We start from the raw sequence: 18,713 nt of genomic DNA on the forward strand, positions 1-18,713 counted from the left end.
AGGAGCACTTGAATGCTTTAGAGATTACTAATTTTTAATATTTATGAGAATATAAGAGGTGAAAAAAATGACAGACATCTATACTTTTTGTGATCAAGAATTGCCAAAATTAGTCACGGCTATTTCATTGATGCAGAACAAACAATATGAAGACTGTAATGAGCTTGTGTCTGCTTTATATGAAAATTTTCAAGATAATTTTGCTACTACTATCCCAAAAATCTATCTAAACAAGTTCCAATATAGACATTGGGAAAATTTAGTATTAAAGAATCTAATAGAACTACTGGAAAAGTTGGAATTTTTACTTGTAAAAAATAATGCGATTTCTAAAAATATTGTAATGGCCTATTTTGAAGGAGCTAGTGAGTCCATAAGAGAAGACCAGCATGAGCCTATTGCTGCTGAAAAAGCAATCATTTTGGTTGTGAAAGGACTCATTTATGCTTATAGTGCTTAATTTTAAAATAGCTAGAAACTTATTCATCTCATTGAATAAGTTTTTTTATTTTTTTGAAACGTTTCTTCTACTTCTGAGTCTTATAAATGTAAGTAAATTTTAGGAGGCATAAATATGGAACAATCAAAAACTTTGAAGCTAACGAATGTAAGAAAAAAACATGGGCGCAAGGAAATTCTTAAAGGCGTTTCATTTGAAGCAAGGCCTGGTCGAGTGACCGCATTTCTCGGACCAAATGGGGCAGGGAAAAGTTCTACTCTTCGTATCCTACTCGGGCTAGATCGAGCGACATCTGGTTCAGCTACTTTTGGCGGAACAAACTATCGAGAATTTACAACACCTTTAAAAATCGCCGGTGCTGCTTTTGATGGCATTGGTGGCGTGCCATCTAGGAAAGTGCAAACACATTTAAAAATAATCGCTCAGAGTAATCAGATTTCGTTTCGTCGTGTTTTAGAGGTCATGGAATTAGTCGATTTAACTGATAAAAGTAAAGCGCAGCTTGAAACTTTATCTTTAGGAGAAGGACAACGCCTTGGACTTGCTGCTGCCTTATTAGGTGACCCACAATATCTCATTTTAGATGAACCAACTAACGGACTTGATCCAATGGGAATTCGTTGGTTTCGCACATTTATTCGTCAGCAAGCAAGCATTGGGAAAACTGTTTTACTTTCTTCACATTTTCTTTCTGAAATAGAAGCGGTTGCTGATGATATTGTTGTGATCAACCATGGAGAGATTATTGCAACTGGTGAACTCAAAACAGTGCTACAAAGCATTGAATCTTTAGAAGATGTATTCTTTTCATTGACGGAAGGCGGGGATCTAAATGAAACGATTTAGTCGCAGCATTTATACTGAATTTATCAAAATTAAGACGACCCGAGCTTGGTGGATTGTTTGCGGCATTGTACTGATTGTTCAGCCAGTTATTGCGTTAATCGGAGCCAAGCAAATGGCACAAATAGGTCTGAATGCAACACCAGAGACACATCCTGAACTAGCGGTAGCCCTTCCACCAATTGATTATTTTGGCTTTGATTCAACTTTACTAGGTTTACTTCCAATGGTTATTTTAGGTGGAATATTCGGTGCAAGTGAGTATAAAAATCATCAATTGCGCACCTATTTTCTATACAATAATCACCGTCTTCAAGGTTTTTTAACAAAGAGTTTTACTTTACTGATTATGCTCACAATTGTATCCTTCATTTCTATTTTTACAACAATTGCAATCACTCATATTGGCTTAGGTCATCTTGGCTTACAACCTATTCAGTTAAGCCCAATTGCTTGGCAATTCATTGGCTTAACCTTGTTGAATTGGGTGTTTTTAACAATGTTTGCCTTTTTCCTTGGCATGCTTTTTCGTACAGCAATGGTTCCTTTAATCTTTTTAGTACCACAAATTTATAATTTAGGTGAATATCTTGCTGAAAAATGGTCGTGGGGTACTTATCTACCAGTTGCAGCTGGTAAACAAATATGCGGGATATCAACTGATACGATTCTACCTCATGATCCAATTAAAGGTGGAATCATATTGGGACTATGGACAATCATTGCCTTCGTTGCAGCAGGATATTACTTTAAAAGAAGAGATGTAGGAGGTGCATATTAATATGCTTTATTTGTTAAATAGTGAGTGGACAAAATTTCGTTCTTATCGTTGGTGTCTTTTTGGTGCAATGAGTGCGATTTTGATTGCACCAATGATGCTATTCTTTACAACAACAGGCAAAGAAACTTTCCAACTAAATGACTGGTTTTCAAACTTTCTACAAGGTTTAAACTTAGGACAAGTAGGAATTATTATTGCTGCAGCAGCTTTTTTTGGACAAGAATACACACATAAGGCTTTACGAACAACATTCCTGGCTGTTCCAACACGCCTAAAAGTTTTACTAGCAAAAAGTATCATGCTATTCATCATCGTGCTTGTAACAATCGCAATCTCAATTATATTATGTTTGATTGTTGCAATTTCCCAACCAAATGAAGCATTAACCATGACCTTCCTTTTAAAAATGCTGGGCCAAATAGCATTAATAGGCATTAGTTGGCTGCAACTAGCTATGATAGCTGCTAGTTTAACCATTCTCACAAAATCCTTGATAGTGCCAATCGCCATACTATTTTCACTGATTCTAGGAGTAAGCCGATTGTTATTTTTAGTTTCTACAACTGCAAAATATCTTCCTGATTTAGCTACAATGAATCTATTTCTGATGAATCAATCAACAACCTTTTTAGAAATAGGGGAGGGGATGATGACTCAGTTTGGCTGGTTAGCCTTATTAGGTACAGTTGCTGTTTACTTGACGTATCATCGTGATGTACAATAAATAGTAGCTAGTTTCATTAAAAGTAGGGAGGTGTGAGAATGACAGACTTTGAGGAAATTTATACAGAACATTTTGCAACTGTCTATAAATTTGTGCTAGCCCTTTGCCGAGATGAGGCACTGGCAGAAGAGGTCACACAAGAAACCTTCTTCAAAGCATTGCGTAGCATAGACAGCTTCAAAGGGAACTGTAAACTATCCGTTTGGCTTTGCCAAATTGCCAAGAATACCTATTATTCCATGGAGAAAAAGAAAAAGCGAGTGGGCAATGAAGTAGACATCCAAATAAAAGATCCCTCAACAGACCTTCAAAAACTGCTACTCCATGAAGAAGCAGCAGAAAAACTACATATCATCTTGCACAATCTAAAAGAACCCTATAAAGAAGTCTTTACCTTGCGTGTTTTTGGTGAATTATCTCATACACAAATTGCTGAATTATTTGGAAAAAATGCAAGCTGGGCACGACTGATCTTTTATCGAGCAAAAAAACAAATACAGGAGGCGCTAGAATGAAAGTATCATGTGAAGTTATTAAAGATTTACTACCTTTATACATAGACGATATTTGTAGCGAGGAGAGTCGCCAATTAATAGTAGAGCATTTACAAACTTGTGAAACTTGCAAAGCTGAATTAGCTGCTATGAAAGATGACTTACCAATTGATACCTATCAGCAAAATTTAAAAGAGGCACAGGTTGTAAAAAAAATAGCTAAAAAATGGAAAAAAGGGATGTTGAAATCCTTTGTTAAAGGGGGAATCATTACTTTATTGATTCTTGCAATCATTAGTATTATTTTATTTTTTGTGGCTGATTTGAGTCTTGTGTTTGGCAAATAATTTAGGAGGAAAACGACAATGAAAAGCTTTGGACAAAGAGATGATACCTTAATTTATGCACCACGTAAAGGAGCCTATGCAATTATCCAAAATACTGAGAATCAATTTCTAGTGGTGGAATCGCCAGATAAAGAGTTATTTTTAGTGGGTGGTGGCATTGAAGGGGAAGAGACCCCAATTGAAGCACTGCATCGAGAAACTTTAGAGGAAACAGGTTATACCATCCAGATTGAGCAAAATCTCGGAGAAGCAGAAAAACATTTTGTCTCATGGAGATATCCAACACTCTCACAACATAATATAGGCTACTTTTATGTCTGTTCATTAGAAGAAAAAATAGCAGAACCTATTGAAACTGAACCAATGAAATGGGTAACTTTGGATAAGCTAGAAAGTCACTTATTTCATGAACATCATTTATATATGGTAAAAAAAGCTTTACAGAATATTTAACTACCAATAAATAAAGTCTAATTTATCTCTAAAATAGCTCTATAACTATTCAAAAATAGATCCAAAATCGACAAACATTTCTGTTATAATAGTGTAAAATAAATACAGGAGGTTACCATGTTTGATTTAGGGATCACGATTACAAATACAGAATTAATTAAACAAGGTTTGTTTATTGAACTATTGTTGCTGATAGCTTTGTCATGCATCATCAAGTTTATTTCAGCACCTAAACAATCTAGTGCATTTTCAAGTAAAAACAATCATTCTTTTTTATTAATCGGAGCAGTTATCAGCATTATCATCGTTATGATTTATGCTGGATATATTATCTTTAGCCGGGCTTTCATTTCATTTTAGTCAGCTATGTAGATTCATTAGAAACAAAAGGAGAAGGTCAACTATGAAGCAAAGAATCGCATTATTATCAGATGTTCATGGAAACCAAACTGTGTTAGAGCCCGTTTTAAAAGATGCAAAAGAACAACATCTAACCGATTATTGGTTCTTAGGCGATTTAATCATGCCTGGACCTGGAGCAAATGCTTTATTTCAATTACTTGATGCAGTCCAAACTTCAGTTTTTGTAAAAGGAAATTGGGAAGATTGCTTTTTGGCAGTGTTAGAGCAACAATTAGATTTAGCTGATGCTTCTGATATCTATATTGGCATCTTGAGCAAGTATTTATATGAACATTTAGATAAACAATATATTGAGAAAATTTCCCAGTTACCATTACATACAATCAAAGAAATTAATGGACTCAAAATCAGTCTTGCTTATAACTTACCTGATAAAAATATAACCATATATTAATAAGCAACAGTGAGGGTGGAATGAGGATATTTTTTGATTAATAGAAAAGATTGATTGAGCGTTCAACAAAAAATAGGCAGTATTTTATATAAAATAGAATCAAATTCGCTAAAATAGGAAGACAAGGCTCTATAAAAAATGCCAGTATGGTTATACGATAAATCAAAATATTGTTATTTTGAGAGCAAAATTACTGATAAAGGAAAATGAATTTATGAATAGTTGTACTTTTGAATCTTCTCTTTTAAAATTGAAAAAGTTAGAGAAAAAAATTGATTTTTTAGAACAAAAAGAATCTCTTATTTCTGAAAATACGCTTGATTTTGTAGAAAATCTATTAAAAATTAACCTAAATAATGATTTAAGATTATTTTTTAAAATAATGAATGGTGGATTTATCGGTATTGATATTTTTTGTTTAGAAAAATGCGTTATTGAAACCCTAGAATGTCGAAGAAATTATACAGATAAAAGAAAAAAGAAGCTAAAAAATAGTATAGTAATTTCTGATGATGGAACAGGAAATCCAATATTAATCAAGAATACTGGCACAATTTATTTATTTCATCATGATGATAACACTTATGAAATTATTGAACAAAGTCTAACTTCCTTGATTGAAGACTACATTTCCAATTTAGAAAAAGTGGCCAAAAAATACTAAAGGAGAAAAAGTGAAGACAAAAGAAGAAATCTATGAACTAGTTTGTTTTATAGATGAGCAATTAGAACATTGTGAATATGAAATGGTTTTTCATAAAAAAAGAGTGGCTTGTGTAGCTGATTGCATTCTTAAAAGTGTTAATTTAAAGCTATTTTCCCCATTGTCGTTTGAAGATATTCAATTCTATCTTCAAAAAGTGGATCAATTCTGGAACAACGAACTTTCATCGATGAATGCTAAACTACTTCGAAAAGAATTTGCTGAAAATACTTTTTATAACCACAATATCTTTACTCCTGAATATGAAACACAAATATTATATAAGTAAAATCTTAAACTGAAAGAACGTGATTTTATGAATAAAATACCTTATGGTTCAATTGTTGAAATAAAGCTTCCAGATGACCGTTATGCTTATGGAAAATATTTTTTTGATAGTTATCTGGGAATATATGATATCTTAAGTATCAAACAATTATCAATAAATAATTTAGATGGAATAAAAATTAAGTTATATAAATGCGTGAATGAATTACTAATAAAAAAAGGTAAATGGTCAATAATTGGTTGCCATCCTTTAACAGGCAATAATATATATACTCCTAGTTTAGCTCAGTATGCCGAATGGATAGCCGAGGATAGTATCAGAAGAGGAGCTATCACCTATAAAGGAAATACACTCTATATTTCTGAAACAGAATATGTAGAACATTTAAAAAGAGGTCATACTACTAGTGTTTTTAATCGACCAGAACAGTTTCCAGAATTTATTTTGAATAATTTAGAAGAATGGCCTAATTATTCAATTCCTGTAACAAAGTTGAAAAACAAGGCTCTGTAGATGATATGATTTGTTTAATTAAATTCAATGTAGGTTCGATGCTAATTCAATAATACTTCGTATAATATATATTATGTAAACTAGTAAAGTAGAATAAATGGAGTTAACAATTTACTCCTGCTACCTCTTTTAGTTTGCAATATTATTTATGAGCTAAACTAAAATTTCGCACTATTCATTTGTTGTCTTACCAGCAGCTTAAATAAGTTCTCCAGTCTATTTCTTAGTAGCGTATGAAATATTAATGACCATACTCTAAATTGGTTAGTGTTGTATTTAACGACTGGTCTTCATATTTTGCTGATTGATGACAATTGTAAGTTCCTGCAGTAAAATAGTTCACCTATAGCTAACTATCCTAAATCTAAGCAATAATCTCATATGTAAAAATAATTTCTTTAACGATACACCAGCTTCATTTAGAGAACGTTTCATGATGTCCTCATCGATTCTTTTTCTTAAACGTCTTAGAATCGACCATACTATCTTAACAATTCAGCATAACATTCAATTTTTCATCCAATGCTTATTTCTTAAGATAGTATATGTTACTTTTTCTTTTAGTTTACATAATTATATTATGGTTTACTATTCCTCTTTAAAAAGAAAAAACGACTTTATGATAAGTCGTTTTTTTCTCTATCCTAAATCCTGTCCAGTCATTAAAATATACCCAACTAAGAATACATTCAATGCAATAATCACAATTGTAGCAAACCATGCTAGAATTTTAATCCATGTGGGATTTACAAAGCTTCCCATTTTTTTCTTATCACTTGTAAAAATCACTAATGGAATCACTGCAAATGGTAATTGTAAGCTTAGAATCACTTGGCTCCATAAAAGTAAATCAGAAGTGCCTGTTTCACCAAATATCCAAGTTACAATAAATACTGGTACAACCGCAATTAATCTAGTAATCACACGTCTTAACCAAGGCTCAACCCTTAAATGAATGAAGCCCTCCATCACAATTTGGCCACTTAAGGTTCCTGTAATGGTAGAGTTTTGTCCAGAAGCAAGTAAGGCAACGCCAAATAATGTACTGGCAATTGCAACACCAAAAGTTGGACTTAATAATTGGTAAGCATCCCCTATTTCATTAATCACTTCTCCGCTACCATGAAAAGCTGCTGCTCCTAAAATTAATATCATAGAATTGATTAAAAATGCAACAGTCAATGAGAAAAATGAATCAATTTTTGCAAATTTAACCGCTTCTTTTCTACCTGCTAAGGTACGATCATATTTTCTAGTTTGAATAATCGAAGAATGTAAATATAAATTATGTGGCATCACTGTTGCTCCTAAAATACCTAAAGCAATAAATAACATGCCAGGATTTGTCACAATTTGTTTGCTTGGAATATAGCCTTTTAATAAGCTTCCCATTTGTGGGTGAGATAAAATCACTTCAAATAAAAATACGACAAAAATAGTTGTCATTAACACAAACACAATACTTTCAATAATTCTGAAGCCTTTCTTTTGTAAAATCAGCAAAAGAAAAACATCTAATGTTGTAATGGCTACCCCAACAATTAACGGGATATTAAATAGTAAGTTTAATGCGATTGCAGAGCCAATGACCTCTGCAATGTCAGTTGCTATAATGGCTAATTCTGTTAAAATCCATAAAATAAAAGACAGTTTTTTCCCAACTGATGCTCGGGTAGCTTGTGCTAGATCCATATCAGTTGCAATTCCCAAACGCGCAGACATTTCTTGTAAAAGCATTGCAATTAAGTTGGAAATTAAAATTACACTTAATAAAATATAACCATATTTAGCACCACCAGCAATTGAGGTTGCCCAGTTCCCTGGATCAACATAGCCAACTGCAACTAATGCACCTGGTCCCATAAATGCAAATAATTTTTTCCAAAATCCAGCATTTTTTGGGATGTCAATGCTACTATTTACTTCCTCTAAACTCACGTTATGTGCTTTTCTTACCCAACCATGAGATTGGTGTGCTTCTTTTTCTTGATTATTTCCCATTTTCATCCCTCGTCCTTCATCTCATTCTTTCTAAATATAGAATACTCCTGTATTTTGGTTTATGCAACAAAAAAGTTAGGGCACCCTTAAATAGCAAATATAAAAAGATAGGTTGAATGAACGTATCTGCAAAAGCTAGTTTTTTATCTAACTTTTGAAGCCACTACATTATGACCTATCTTTTTTCTGTTTCATATGAAAGTATGTATGATTTATGCCCTATACTTCTATTCAAAGTAAACCATATCTGGGAAAAATATAAGACATGGCTCACACTGAATTGTTATTTGATAAACATTTCGTCTCATATTGGCATCAATCTTTTCAGTTTATAAAAATATACTAATATTGTTGTTTTTGACAATTTTTCAAAATCATTCCCTACAAACAAAAGTAACCAAAATTCCCATTTTTATCCAATATTGTACATATTCAAGAAAAAAGGATGTGCTTATTTTGTTTCATATTTCCGAATGTAGTTATAAACAGTGCGTACTGATACCTGATGTTTTTCAGCAATTTTGTTAATAGATAACTTTTGTTTTTGGTAATCTACAACAATTCTTTCAGCAATCTTTTTAGGTATTTTAGGACGACCACCTACACGGCCTTTTGACTTTGCGCTTTCTAAACCACTCTTAACACGTTCTCTAATTAAATCTGCTTCCATTTCAGCAAAAGCACTCATAATTGTAAACATGAATTTGCCCATGCTTGTTGTTGTATCAATCGAATCTGAGATACTAACAAAGTGTACGCCTCTTTCTTTTAGCTCATCAATTAAAAACAATAGTTGTTTTGTGCTTCTGCCCAGTCTGTCAAGTTTATATACTACTAGACTATCTCCTGGTTTTAGTTTTTTTAATAGTTTTTGCAATTTTGGACGGTCTTCTCTCCTACCGCTTTCAATTTCTTCCATAATGTAGTCGCAGCCATATCTTTTTAAAGCCAATCGTTGGCTCGAAGTAGATTGATAATTGGTTGAACATCTTGCATAACCAATCTTTTTATTTTTAGTTGCATTCAATCTTCTTCACCTCCTCATCTCCATTGTTGCTAATTTTTTCGTCTTTTACAATATAAATATTCTATAATGTTTGAATATTTTTAAATGTAGATAAAAAAAGAGCATCTTCAAAAAGATGCTCACACCGTTTTTAATTATATCAATATAGTTAAATCAGTGAGTATTAGCGTTTCGTATGTGTGTCATGATGTCGTATTGTGGAGTCAACCTGCAAGATCTTAGGAAATGAATCACTCTATAAAAATCTTTTCATAGTTATTAAGTCCAAAAAATCAGAACGACAATAGAAAGTTGCGCAAAAACATCTTATTTTTTCTACCAAAGAAGATTCATGTTACTGTCAGTATAGCGTTTTCTTACGGAAAATGGAACAAAAATGCGGTTTATTGAGAAAATAATTGATACAATTCTTCAACGGTCATTTTTTCTTTTTCTGTTTGATTCAAATCAAGCACAATTTTCCCTGCCTGCATCATGATCAAACGATTTCCATATGAGAGAGCATCTTGAAGATTATGCGTAACCATCATAGCCGTTAAATGTTGTTTGGTAATCAATTCATTTGTTTTTTTCATAATAAATTTAGCAATCTTAGGATCTAAGGCAGCAGTATGCTCATCTAAAAGCAATAATTCTGGTTTTTGAAGAACGGACATAAGCAGAGTAATGGCTTGTCTTTGGCCACCAGAAAGCAAACCAATTTCTGTATTTAACCGATTTTCTAAGCCCAATTCTAGCATTTCTACCTCCTTTGAAAACTGCTTGACTGCATTGCTGGAGGTTGCTCTTTTTATGAAGCTACGCTTTGCTCCTCTTTTTTGGGCAATCGAAAGATTTTCGGCAATCGTCATTCTTGGGGAAGTACCCAAATTAGGATCTTGGAAAACACGTCCGATAAACTTTGCTCTTTGATATTCTTTTAATGATTGGATTTCTTTTTGTTTTAAAAGAAGTTTCCCTTCATCTATGGGAAAAGATCCTGAAATAGCGTTTAATAAGGTTGATTTCCCAGAACCATTCCCTCCTATCAGACAAATAAAATCGCCTTTTTTTACCTTTAAATCAATCCCTTTTAAGACATGATGTTCATTGGCTGTTCCTTTATGAAAAGTTTGGTGTATATGTTGGATTTCAAATTGATAAGCGGTCATTTTGTTAAACCTCCTTTTTAAGAAAAACTAGTTGTTTTAATTTCATTCTTAGCTGTGGTAAGGCCAAACAAATGGCTAAAAGAATGGCTGAAATTAATTTTAAATCATTGGGATTTAATCCAAGACGAATCACTAGCATTAAGATAAAGCGGTAAATAATCGAACCCAAAATGACACAAATGAAACGATAGGTTAAGCTCACACGACCAAAAATGACCTCTCCAATAATCACAGATGCTAGTCCGATTACAATTGTGCCAATACCTGAACTAATATCAGCATAACCACTATCTTGGGCAATAAAGGCTCCAGCAAGGGCAATTAAACCATTTGAAAGCATGAGCATATAGATTTTCATTAAATCGGTATTAATCGCCATTGAACGGGCCATTTGTTCATTATCACCTGTTGCAATTAGGGCTTGTCCTGCCTCTGTTTTAAATAATAATGCTAAGAGGATAACAATCACACCAATGATGGCCACTGCGATAAATAGCATATTAAAATACGGTGGAAAATGAAATGAATCCAATAAATTATCCATCTTTTGATACCCATTTAAACTAAGATTTGCTCGTCCTAAAATACGTAAATTAATGGAGTACAAACCTGTCATTGTGAGAATTCCAGCTAATAAAGCTGGTAAGCCGCATTTGGTAATCAATAAAGCTGTCATAGCACCAGCAAGCATGCCTGAGAATCCACCAACTAAAGCTGCTATTAAGGGATGAACACCACTTCTGATTAATGTGACACATACTGCAGCTCCTAGAGGAAAGCTACCTTCTGCAGTCATATCTGGCATATCTAACACTCGAAATGTTAAAAAGACGCCAATCGCCATTAAGCCCCATAATAAACCTTGTAAAATTGTTGAAACAATGATGCCCATTAGTCAGCACTCCTTTCAATTTTCTCTATGATTTCTTGTGGAATTTTTATCCCTAATTTTTTCGCTTGCTTTTGATTTAAAACAATTGTTCCCTGTTTAAGGTATTCAATAGGTGTTGTTGCAGGTTTTAGTTCACCTTTTATCATTTTTGCTGTCATTCTACCAGTTAAAATCCCTAATTCATATTGATTAAGACCAATTGTGGCTAAACCTCCGTCTTCAACCATTGATTCAACTGCAGGGAACACTGGAATCTGCGCTGCATCTGTAATCTCAATCAAAGTTGGCATGGCTCCTGCAATGGTATTATCTGCAGGTACATATATAGCATCTACTTGACTAGCTAAAGTAGTGGCGTTTTGTCGGATATCGTTTGTAGAGGTGATGGTCATCGTAATCGGCTCTAATCCCTGTGCTTTTAATTCTTTTTCAGCATCCTGAGCTTGAAGATAGGAATTATCTTCACTTGAGGTGTAGAGAATCCCAACTTTTTTAGCAGCTGGCATCAATTGTTTTAATAACTCAATTTGTTCTTTGATTGGTGTTAAATCACTAACGCCTGTAATATTTCCACCAGGCGTTTGATTATTTGTAACTAGTCCTGCACCTTCAGGATCACTGACTGCACCTAAAATAATTGGGATATTTTTAGAGGCATTGGCTAAGGCTTGAGCTGACGGTGTTGCAATTCCAACCATAGCATCTACTGGTTCTTGTGAAAATTGTTCACTCATTGTTTTTAAATTACTTTGATCGCCTTGGGCATTTTGGAGAGTTAAGTGGACTGTTTTACCATCAACTAAGCCCTCTTCCTCCATGCCAGCAATAAAGCCTTGATAGATTTCATCTAACGAAGGATGACTCATTAGTTGTAAAATGCCAACTTTTGGTATGTCATTCTCCTTTTGCTCCTGATCCATTTTGTTATTTTCAGTGACAAACGCGATGATCAGTAGAATTACTAATCCTGCTATAAAACCATACATCTTTTTCATTTGCTCCACTCCTCATTTTTAATTTTCAGTATGTGTGCTATGCCATCGTCTTTTCATATAAAATTCCTCCAAATAAAAAACACCCTATTTCGTTTAGTGCGTACACTAAATGTAATGGGTGTTTTTGCCTTTTTACCTATCAAAAAACACCACATAGATTTTGTCTATGTGGTGTTTAAATAAACGTCTTAAACGAGCCCCATAGATACAAGTTCAGTTTCCTGTCGGTTGTATCTATGACAATTATCATATCTCCAACCTAATCTATGTGGCTTTGCCAGCTACTATTCAATTGTATGAATGTTTGGTTAAGAGATGTCATCATTGTAAATCGCTCCTTGAGTTAGAATTTCATTTATCATAACGGCTTTTTTAAATTTTGTCAAACAAATTCTTCATTTTACTTTGTAACTGTGAAAAAGACTACCTACTAAAGAGGCTATACAAACAGTATAAAACCGCTTATAATAAGGAGATAAACAAAAAGGAGTGAGCATATGTCTTTTGATGGTCTATTTACCCATGGAATGGTTGACGAACTAGGTCAGACATTAGAAAATGGGCGTATTTCTAAAATTCATCAGCCTTATAAAAACGAAATCGTCTTAGTCATTCGTGCAAATGGGAAAAATCATAAACTGTTGCTATCCTCTCATCCAAGCTATGCTAGAATTCAGTTAACAGAAATCCCTTATGAGAATCCTGCTGCACCACCGACTTTCTGTATGATCTTACGAAAGTATTTAGAAGGTGCTGTCTTAAAGGAAATTAAGCAAATTGAAAATGATCGAATCGTCCATTTTATCTTTAAAAATAGAGATGAAATTGGTGATATGAAAAATATTATTTTAGTAGCTGAAATTATGGGTAGACATAGTAACCTTTTCTTAATTGAAGAATCTGAGCAAAAAATTATTGATTGTATTAAACATATTTCGCCATTACAAAATAGTTTTAGAACCTTACTTCCTGGTGCGACCTATATCAATCCACCGAAGAGCAATCAGTTGAATCCATTTGATGCGGAATTCTTTTTACCAGTGGATCAGCCTGAATTATCTATGAAGCAATTAATTCAAAAAACTTATCAAGGAATTGGTGCTGATACAGCTGTAGAAATCAGCTATCAAGCAGAAGAAAAATTAGCACATTTTCCTAAAGCGATGCAAAAGATGGTTACTGATTTTTCTGAGAAAAATTTAACACCTACCTTAATCATACAAGGAAATAAATCATCCTTTGTCCCTCTTCCCTTTGCTTCTATTTCAGGAGAAAGACAATCATTTCAGACTTTGAGTGAATTATTGGATGCTTTTTATCAAGGGAAAGCTGAGCGAGATCGTGTGCAACAACAAGGGGCCGATTTGATTCGTATTGTACAAACTGAATTAAATCGTAACCAGAAAAAATTAGTGAAATTACAGCAATCTTTAGATGAAACGGAGCATGCAGATATTTACCGAATTAAAGGTGAATTATTAACTGCTTTTCTATATGAAATGGAAAAAGGCATGCCTGAAATTACACTTGCTAATTTTTATGAGGACAATCAGCCACTTAAAATTGCTTTAGATGTTAGGAAAACCCCTTCTCAAAATGCTCAAAAGTATTTTGCTAAGTATCAAAAGCTCAAAAATGCAGTTGCTTATATTCATGAACAGCAACAACTAACACAGGTAGAGGTGGATTATTTAGAATCTGTTGCCACCCAAATTGAACTAGCGAGTCCCAAGGATTTAGTTGCAATCAAAGAAGAGCTACAGCAAGAAGGTTACTTGAAAAAACAGAAAAAAATGCGAACTGAGAAAAAATCGATTCAAGCGGAGACGTATCTTGCAACTGACGGAACTGTGATTCTTGTTGGCAAGAATAATTTTCAAAATGATCAGTTAACCTTAAAAACAGCAAAGAAAACGGATATTTGGTTGCATACAAAAAATATTCCAGGTTCTCATGTCATTATTCAAAGTGCTGAGCCTTCAGAAGAAACATTGCTTGAAGCGGCCAATATTGCTGCTTATTTTTCAAAATCGCAATTGTCTGCTTCTGTACCAGTTGATATTGTGCCAGTGAAAAAAATTCGTAAACCTAATGGAGCGAAACCTGGTTATGTGATTTATGAAGGTCAACGAACAGTTCATGTAACACCTGATGCTGAATTAGTGAGTCGTTTGAGAAAAAAATAGTAAAAAGCCCATTATTTTGGGCTTTTTATTTATGTAAATTTTTAGTTACTTCAGTAAAAATACGATTTCATTCCTTTAATTATATGAGAATCTGCTAAAATTAAAGGTCGTAAAAAAACACCTCAAAATCGAGGTGTTTAAAGTAAGTTATATTCTTTCAAACCATTTAAAATACCATGTTCTAAATTGCTTGTCGTCACAAAATCAGCTAACGCTTTTAATTCATCTGTTCCATTTTCCATGGCAATTTTCACATCAACTGCTTCAAACATCGCAACATCATTGCCACCATCCCCAAATGCATAGCTAGGAATTTCGCCTGTTCCCATATGTTGAATCAGTCCTTGAATTCCTGCTTTTTTCGAAATCCCTTTTGGCACAACCGCCATTGAATAAGGGCTATCTCTAAAGAAGCTAAATTGTTGACCTAATTTTTCTTGATAAACCTGATCTAAGTGCTGGTCTTGAGTAAATAAATAAAGCATCAGTACATTATTTTCTAAATAAAAGGTTGCATCAATTTTAGGCAATGGGGCATTGTCTAATTCATAAAGTAAACGGGCACTTTCATCCACGCGAAGTAAAGCATTTTCAGTATTTGTATAAAAAGCTAAGGAATGATTTAACTCAAGAATGAGAGCAATCAAGGCTTCAATTTGTTCCTTCTCAATTCCTTGCTGGTAAATAATCTCATCTTCGACTTTGACATATTGACCATTTAAGCTCACATAAGAATGAAGTTCGGAGTTTTCCAAAATTTTCTCAATTTCAAATGGGGCACGCCCACTTGCTACTAAGGGTAAAATATTTCGTTCCTTTAATTGTTTAATCAGGGTAATATTTTCCTGAGAGATTTCAGAATGCTCATTTAACAAGGTTCCATCTAAATCGAAAAATACCAGTGCTTGATAATCTTTTGTCATGTCTAACGCCCTGCTTTCTATATGTATTCTTCCTCCATTCTACCATTTAAAGAATACATTGACACGCGTTATTTTTGCCAAGCTGCAGGATCTTTTTTCCATTCTTTCAATAGGGCTACTTCAGCTGCATCAATGGTTTGATTTTCTAATGCGACTTCAATTAAGGTTGAATAATTCGTTAGTGTTTCAAAGGCTAAATGATGCTGCTCAAAGTTTTCAATACCTTTTGGTAATTCATAAGTGAAGATGGCAACTGCACCTAGAACATCTGCACCCTCCTTTTTTGCCGCGTCTGCTGCTTCTATGACACTTCCTCCAGTTGAGATTAAATCCTCAACAACAACCATTTTTTGCCCTTGATGAATCCGTCCCTCAATTTGGTTGCCTTTTCCATGATCCTTCGCTTTCCCACGAATATAAACCATTGGTAAATCTAATAAGTCTGCAATCCATGCTGCATGTGGGATTCCTGCTGTAGCAGTTCCTGCAATGACTTCTGCAGTTGGAAATTTTTCTTTAATCAGTTGTGCTAAGCCTGCTGCAATTTCTTTACGAACTGCTGGATAGCTCATTGTGATACGGTTGTCACAATAAATCGGACTTTTAATCCCACTAGCCCAAGTATAAGGTGCATTCGGACTTAGGCTAACTGCTTCAATTTCTAATAAAGCTTCTGCTATTTTTTTTGAGTTGGTCATCTTATTTTACCCCATTCCATTGATTTTTAATTTGATGATAAGCAGCTACTGGATCTGTTGCTAAAGTGATAGGTCGTCCTACAACAATATGACTGGCACCTAAGGATAAGGCATTTTCTGGTGTCGCTATACGTTTTTGATCGCCACTCGCTTCACCACTTGGACGAATACCTGGTGTGACACATAAAAACTGGTCGTTTGTTTGGTCTTTAATCTTCTCTGCTTCAAGAGCTGAGCAAACAACACCGTCTAATTTAGCAGCTTGCGTTAATTTGGCATAATTTAGGACACTTTCTAATAAAGTCGTTTCAATGAATTGCTCTTTTTGCATCGCCTTTTCTGTTGTTGAAGTCAGTTGTGTCACTGCAATGAGCTTTGGTCTTTGTCGTCCAGTAGGTGTTCCTGCGATAATCCCACTCATTGCTGCCTCCATCATTTGCTTTCCACCAGCCGCATGAACATTTATCATATCAATATCCAATGCTGCTAACCCTTTCATCGCTCTTTCCACCGTATTTGGAATATCATGTAATTTTAAATCTAAAAAAATTTGATGGCCTAAGCTCTTCATCCACTTGACTACTTCAGGGCCGTTTTGATAATAAAGTTCCATTCCTACTTTAACAAATAGCTGCTCCTGATGAAAATGTGCTAAAAATTCTTTGATTTCAACTGTTGTTGAAAAATCTAATGCAATAATTGGATTTTTTTCCATGGTTATCTGCCCGCCTTTACTTCTTTTATTAATGTCTCTAATGTGGTCATGCCTAATTCATCCATACGATTAGGTAGTGCATCAATTAATTTAGGACACACCCATGGATCTGTGAAATTAGCAGTGCCTACTGCCACTGCACTGGCTCCTGCTAAATACATTTCTAACACATCATCAACGGTGTAAACTCCGCCCATTCCGATAATTGGAATCTCTACGGCACGACTCACTTGATGAATCAAGCGAATCGCAATTGGTTTAATGGCAGGTCCTGATAAGCCGCCTGTTTGATTAGCAAGAATTGGCTTTCTGCTTTTTAAATCAATCCGCATGCCTAGTAAAGTATTAATCATGGTAATCCCATCTGCGCCCCCTGCTTCTACTGCTTTCGCGATGGGGACAATATCCGTGACATTTGGTGATAGCTTGACATAAATTGGGACTTTTGACACTTTTTTAACCGCTTCTGTTAAGGTAAATGCCACATCTGGATCCGTGCCAAAAGCAATCCCACCATGCTTCACATTTGGACAAGAAACATTTAATTCAATTGCTGCAACATGTTTTGATTGACTGATTCGTTCGCAAACAGCCACATAATCTGCTTCTGTTGAGCCAGCAACATTGGCAATAATTGGGACATCATAGGCACCTAATTTTGGTAATTTCACCTGCATAATTTCATCAATTCCAGGATTTTGCAAACCAATGGCATTCAACATCCCACTTGGTGTTTCAGCAACTCGCGGAGTGGGATTGCCAAATCTGGGTTCTAAAGTCGCAGCCTTTATCATAATGGCACCTAGTTGGTTTAAATCAAAATATTTTGCATATTCTTCTCCAAAGCCAAAGCAACCACTAGCTGGCATAATTGGATTTTTTAGCGCTAAACCTGGTAAATTGACAGCTAATCGATTCATTATAGGACCACCTCTCCGACTTTAAAGACAGGACCTTCATCGCAAACTTTAAGACTTTCATTTCCAGTTGGGTCCGATTTTTTATGACAAACACAAGCGTAGCAAGCACCCATCCCACAAGCCATTCGTGCTTCAAGAGAAAAATAAGCATTTTGCCCTTCATAACGACTTTCTACAGCTAGCAGTAATCCTTTAGAACCACAAGCATATAAAACATCTGGTGCCGTTTCAGCTACTTGATCTAATAAATGCCCGACATGTCCATGAATGCCATAGGAACCATCATCAGTTGCAATTGTAACTTCTCCTAGTTGCTTAAAAGCTGCTTCATAAAAAATGACTTCTTTACTTGCAAAACCGAAGAAATGCTTGACCTTCACACCTTTTTTGACCAATTGCTTTGATAATTCATAAAGAGGCGGTACACCAATGCCACCACCGACAATATAGGCCGTTTGTCCAGTTTGTACCGCTTCAACCTGAAAACCATTACCAAGAGGCCCCATCACATCCAACTGATCCCCTGCTTTTAAATCCGCTAAAGCAGCTGTGCCCTCTCCTTCAATTCGGTAAATAATAATACATTCTTTTTTTTCTGGAATGATTTCAGCAAGACTAATTGGTCTTCTTAAAAGTAAATCACTTCTTGGAATTAAAATATGCAAAAATTGATCAGGTTGCTTCATTTCTTTGACCAGATTACCTGTTAATCTCATTTCATAAATTTTTGGTGCTAACCTCTTTTGTGCGACGACAGTCATCATTTCTTGTAACATGATAG

Annotated in this window: 23 protein-coding genes; 13 read left to right on the top strand and 10 right to left on the bottom strand. The window is 34.6% G+C overall.

Annotated elements, in window-relative coordinates:
- Positions 1-67 precede the first annotated feature (67 nt).
- The 12 genes from BMW29_RS08410 to BMW29_RS08465 all read left to right on the top strand — a co-directional run bounded on the left by BMW29_RS08410 (position 68) and on the right by BMW29_RS08465 (position 6,424).
- Positions 68-460, top strand: coding sequence for a hypothetical protein (locus BMW29_RS08410; protein WP_092652356.1), 393 nt, complete (start codon positions 68-70; stop codon positions 458-460).
- A 114-nt stretch (positions 461-574) separates the two neighbouring features.
- Positions 575-1,306: an ABC transporter ATP-binding protein gene (locus BMW29_RS08415; RefSeq protein ID WP_092652358.1), complete on the top strand. Its 732-nt coding sequence runs from the start codon at positions 575-577 to the stop codon at positions 1,304-1,306.
- Entirely contained in the window at positions 1,293-2,084 is a 792-nt protein-coding gene (locus BMW29_RS08420) for an ABC transporter permease (RefSeq protein ID WP_092652360.1), read from the top strand. Before BMW29_RS08415 ends, BMW29_RS08420 begins: the two co-directional genes overlap by 14 nt.
- A gap of 1 nt (position 2,085) precedes the next feature.
- Positions 2,086-2,808 carry an ABC transporter permease gene (locus tag BMW29_RS08425; protein ID WP_092652362.1) on the top strand — a complete coding sequence of 241 codons (723 nt, stop codon included), beginning with the start codon at positions 2,086-2,088 and terminating at the stop codon, positions 2,806-2,808.
- A gap of 38 nt (positions 2,809-2,846) precedes the next feature.
- Positions 2,847-3,323, top strand: a complete 477-nt coding sequence (locus tag BMW29_RS08430) for an RNA polymerase sigma factor (protein WP_092652364.1) — start codon at positions 2,847-2,849, stop codon at positions 3,321-3,323.
- Positions 3,320-3,649, top strand: coding sequence for a zf-HC2 domain-containing protein (locus tag BMW29_RS08435; protein WP_092652366.1), 330 nt, complete (start codon positions 3,320-3,322; stop codon positions 3,647-3,649). Before BMW29_RS08430 ends, BMW29_RS08435 begins: the two co-directional genes overlap by 4 nt.
- An 18-nt stretch (positions 3,650-3,667) precedes the next feature.
- Entirely contained in the window at positions 3,668-4,102 is a 435-nt protein-coding gene (locus BMW29_RS08440) for an NUDIX domain-containing protein (protein WP_092652368.1), read from the top strand.
- 117 nt (positions 4,103-4,219) lie between these two features.
- Positions 4,220-4,462, top strand: coding sequence for a hypothetical protein (locus BMW29_RS08445; RefSeq protein WP_092652370.1), 243 nt, complete (start codon positions 4,220-4,222; stop codon positions 4,460-4,462).
- Between the two features lie 43 nt (positions 4,463-4,505).
- Positions 4,506-4,919, top strand: a complete 414-nt coding sequence (locus BMW29_RS08450; protein ID WP_092652372.1) for a metallophosphoesterase family protein — start codon at positions 4,506-4,508, stop codon at positions 4,917-4,919.
- 214 nt (positions 4,920-5,133) lie between these two features.
- Positions 5,134-5,583, top strand: a complete 450-nt coding sequence (locus tag BMW29_RS08455; protein ID WP_092652374.1) for an SMI1/KNR4 family protein — start codon at positions 5,134-5,136, stop codon at positions 5,581-5,583.
- Between the two features lie 10 nt (positions 5,584-5,593).
- Complete coding sequence (locus BMW29_RS08460; protein ID WP_092652376.1) at positions 5,594-5,911, top strand: hypothetical protein; 318 nt, start codon at positions 5,594-5,596, stop codon at positions 5,909-5,911.
- Between the two features lie 27 nt (positions 5,912-5,938).
- A complete protein-coding gene (locus BMW29_RS08465) occupies positions 5,939-6,424 on the top strand; it encodes an Imm26 family immunity protein (RefSeq protein ID WP_092652378.1) in 486 nt (161 codons plus the stop codon).
- Positions 6,425-7,063: 639 nt separating this feature from the next.
- On the opposite strand, the gene BMW29_RS08470 is transcribed toward BMW29_RS08465, so the two are convergent.
- From BMW29_RS08470 to trpX, 5 genes are all read right to left on the bottom strand, one after another.
- On the bottom strand, positions 7,064-8,425 hold the full coding sequence (locus BMW29_RS08470; protein WP_092652552.1) for an Nramp family divalent metal transporter: 1,362 nt from the start codon (positions 8,423-8,425) through the stop codon (positions 7,064-7,066).
- Between the two features lie 451 nt (positions 8,426-8,876).
- A complete protein-coding gene (locus BMW29_RS08475; RefSeq protein ID WP_092652380.1) occupies positions 8,877-9,452 on the bottom strand; it encodes a recombinase family protein in 576 nt (191 codons plus the stop codon).
- Positions 9,453-9,835: 383 nt separating this feature from the next.
- A complete protein-coding gene (locus tag BMW29_RS08480) occupies positions 9,836-10,603 on the bottom strand; it encodes an ABC transporter ATP-binding protein (RefSeq protein WP_092652382.1) in 768 nt (255 codons plus the stop codon).
- A 4-nt stretch (positions 10,604-10,607) separates the two neighbouring features.
- Positions 10,608-11,495, bottom strand: coding sequence for an ABC transporter permease (locus tag BMW29_RS08485; RefSeq protein WP_092652384.1), 888 nt, complete (start codon positions 11,493-11,495; stop codon positions 10,608-10,610).
- Positions 11,495-12,490: a tryptophan ABC transporter substrate-binding protein gene (trpX, locus tag BMW29_RS08490; RefSeq protein WP_092652386.1), complete on the bottom strand. Its 996-nt coding sequence runs from the start codon at positions 12,488-12,490 to the stop codon at positions 11,495-11,497. The genes BMW29_RS08485 and trpX overlap by 1 nt, the downstream gene beginning before the upstream one ends.
- Positions 12,491-12,987: 497 nt before the next feature.
- Between trpX and BMW29_RS08495 the strand changes: the two genes are divergently transcribed.
- Complete coding sequence (locus BMW29_RS08495) at positions 12,988-14,676, top strand: NFACT RNA binding domain-containing protein (protein WP_092652388.1); 1,689 nt, start codon at positions 12,988-12,990, stop codon at positions 14,674-14,676.
- Between the two features lie 137 nt (positions 14,677-14,813).
- Here the strand turns inward: BMW29_RS08495 and BMW29_RS08500 are convergent, their stop codons facing one another.
- From BMW29_RS08500 to BMW29_RS08520, 5 genes are all read right to left on the bottom strand, one after another.
- Positions 14,814-15,599: a Cof-type HAD-IIB family hydrolase gene (locus BMW29_RS08500; protein WP_092652390.1), complete on the bottom strand. Its 786-nt coding sequence runs from the start codon at positions 15,597-15,599 to the stop codon at positions 14,814-14,816.
- A 68-nt stretch (positions 15,600-15,667) separates the two neighbouring features.
- On the bottom strand, positions 15,668-16,297 hold the full coding sequence (gene pyrE / locus BMW29_RS08505) for an orotate phosphoribosyltransferase (RefSeq protein WP_092652392.1): 630 nt from the start codon (positions 16,295-16,297) through the stop codon (positions 15,668-15,670).
- A gap of 1 nt (position 16,298) precedes the next feature.
- On the bottom strand, positions 16,299-17,012 hold the full coding sequence (pyrF, locus tag BMW29_RS08510; RefSeq protein ID WP_092652394.1) for an orotidine-5'-phosphate decarboxylase: 714 nt from the start codon (positions 17,010-17,012) through the stop codon (positions 16,299-16,301).
- A gap of 2 nt (positions 17,013-17,014) precedes the next feature.
- Complete coding sequence (locus tag BMW29_RS08515; RefSeq protein WP_092652396.1) at positions 17,015-17,932, bottom strand: dihydroorotate dehydrogenase; 918 nt, start codon at positions 17,930-17,932, stop codon at positions 17,015-17,017.
- Entirely contained in the window at positions 17,932-18,708 is a 777-nt protein-coding gene (locus tag BMW29_RS08520; protein WP_245706259.1) for a dihydroorotate dehydrogenase electron transfer subunit, read from the bottom strand. Before BMW29_RS08520 ends, BMW29_RS08515 begins: the two co-directional genes overlap by 1 nt.
- Positions 18,709-18,713: the final 5 nt, after the last annotated feature.

Origin of the sequence: Isobaculum melis (assembly GCF_900111355.1) — a bacterium.
Lineage (GTDB): Bacteria > Bacillota > Bacilli > Lactobacillales > Carnobacteriaceae > Isobaculum > Isobaculum melis.

What these genes read in the sequence shown, in the direction of transcription:
- BMW29_RS08440 (WP_092652368.1), top strand. Translation starts at nt 3,668, where the DNA reads ATGAAAAGCTTTGGACAAAGAGATGATACCTTAATTTATGCACCACGT.
- BMW29_RS08455 (WP_092652374.1), top strand. Translation starts at nt 5,134, where the DNA reads ATGAATAGTTGTACTTTTGAATCTTCTCTTTTAAAATTGAAAAAGTTA.
- BMW29_RS08515 (WP_092652396.1), bottom strand. Translation starts at nt 17,932, where the DNA reads ATGAATCGATTAGCTGTCAATTTACCAGGTTTAGCGCTAAAAAATCCA.
- BMW29_RS08450 (WP_092652372.1), top strand. Translation starts at nt 4,506, where the DNA reads ATGAAGCAAAGAATCGCATTATTATCAGATGTTCATGGAAACCAAACT.
- BMW29_RS08445 (WP_092652370.1), top strand. Translation starts at nt 4,220, where the DNA reads ATGTTTGATTTAGGGATCACGATTACAAATACAGAATTAATTAAACAA.
- pyrE (WP_092652392.1), bottom strand. Translation starts at nt 16,297, where the DNA reads ATGACCAACTCAAAAAAAATAGCAGAAGCTTTATTAGAAATTGAAGCA.
- BMW29_RS08410 (WP_092652356.1), top strand. Translation starts at nt 68, where the DNA reads ATGACAGACATCTATACTTTTTGTGATCAAGAATTGCCAAAATTAGTC.
- pyrF (WP_092652394.1), bottom strand. Translation starts at nt 17,012, where the DNA reads ATGGAAAAAAATCCAATTATTGCATTAGATTTTTCAACAACAGTTGAA.
- BMW29_RS08435 (WP_092652366.1), top strand. Translation starts at nt 3,320, where the DNA reads ATGAAAGTATCATGTGAAGTTATTAAAGATTTACTACCTTTATACATA.
- BMW29_RS08470 (WP_092652552.1), bottom strand. Translation starts at nt 8,425, where the DNA reads ATGGGAAATAATCAAGAAAAAGAAGCACACCAATCTCATGGTTGGGTA.
- trpX (WP_092652386.1), bottom strand. Translation starts at nt 12,490, where the DNA reads ATGAAAAAGATGTATGGTTTTATAGCAGGATTAGTAATTCTACTGATC.
- BMW29_RS08420 (WP_092652360.1), top strand. Translation starts at nt 1,293, where the DNA reads ATGAAACGATTTAGTCGCAGCATTTATACTGAATTTATCAAAATTAAG.
- BMW29_RS08430 (WP_092652364.1), top strand. Translation starts at nt 2,847, where the DNA reads ATGACAGACTTTGAGGAAATTTATACAGAACATTTTGCAACTGTCTAT.
- BMW29_RS08520 (WP_245706259.1), bottom strand. Translation starts at nt 18,708, where the DNA reads ATGTTACAAGAAATGATGACTGTCGTCGCACAAAAGAGGTTAGCACCA.
- BMW29_RS08415 (WP_092652358.1), top strand. Translation starts at nt 575, where the DNA reads ATGGAACAATCAAAAACTTTGAAGCTAACGAATGTAAGAAAAAAACAT.
- BMW29_RS08500 (WP_092652390.1), bottom strand. Translation starts at nt 15,599, where the DNA reads ATGACAAAAGATTATCAAGCACTGGTATTTTTCGATTTAGATGGAACC.
- BMW29_RS08480 (WP_092652382.1), bottom strand. Translation starts at nt 10,603, where the DNA reads ATGACCGCTTATCAATTTGAAATCCAACATATACACCAAACTTTTCAT.
- BMW29_RS08465 (WP_092652378.1), top strand. Translation starts at nt 5,939, where the DNA reads ATGAATAAAATACCTTATGGTTCAATTGTTGAAATAAAGCTTCCAGAT.
- BMW29_RS08425 (WP_092652362.1), top strand. Translation starts at nt 2,086, where the DNA reads ATGCTTTATTTGTTAAATAGTGAGTGGACAAAATTTCGTTCTTATCGT.
- BMW29_RS08495 (WP_092652388.1), top strand. Translation starts at nt 12,988, where the DNA reads ATGTCTTTTGATGGTCTATTTACCCATGGAATGGTTGACGAACTAGGT.
- BMW29_RS08485 (WP_092652384.1), bottom strand. Translation starts at nt 11,495, where the DNA reads ATGGGCATCATTGTTTCAACAATTTTACAAGGTTTATTATGGGGCTTA.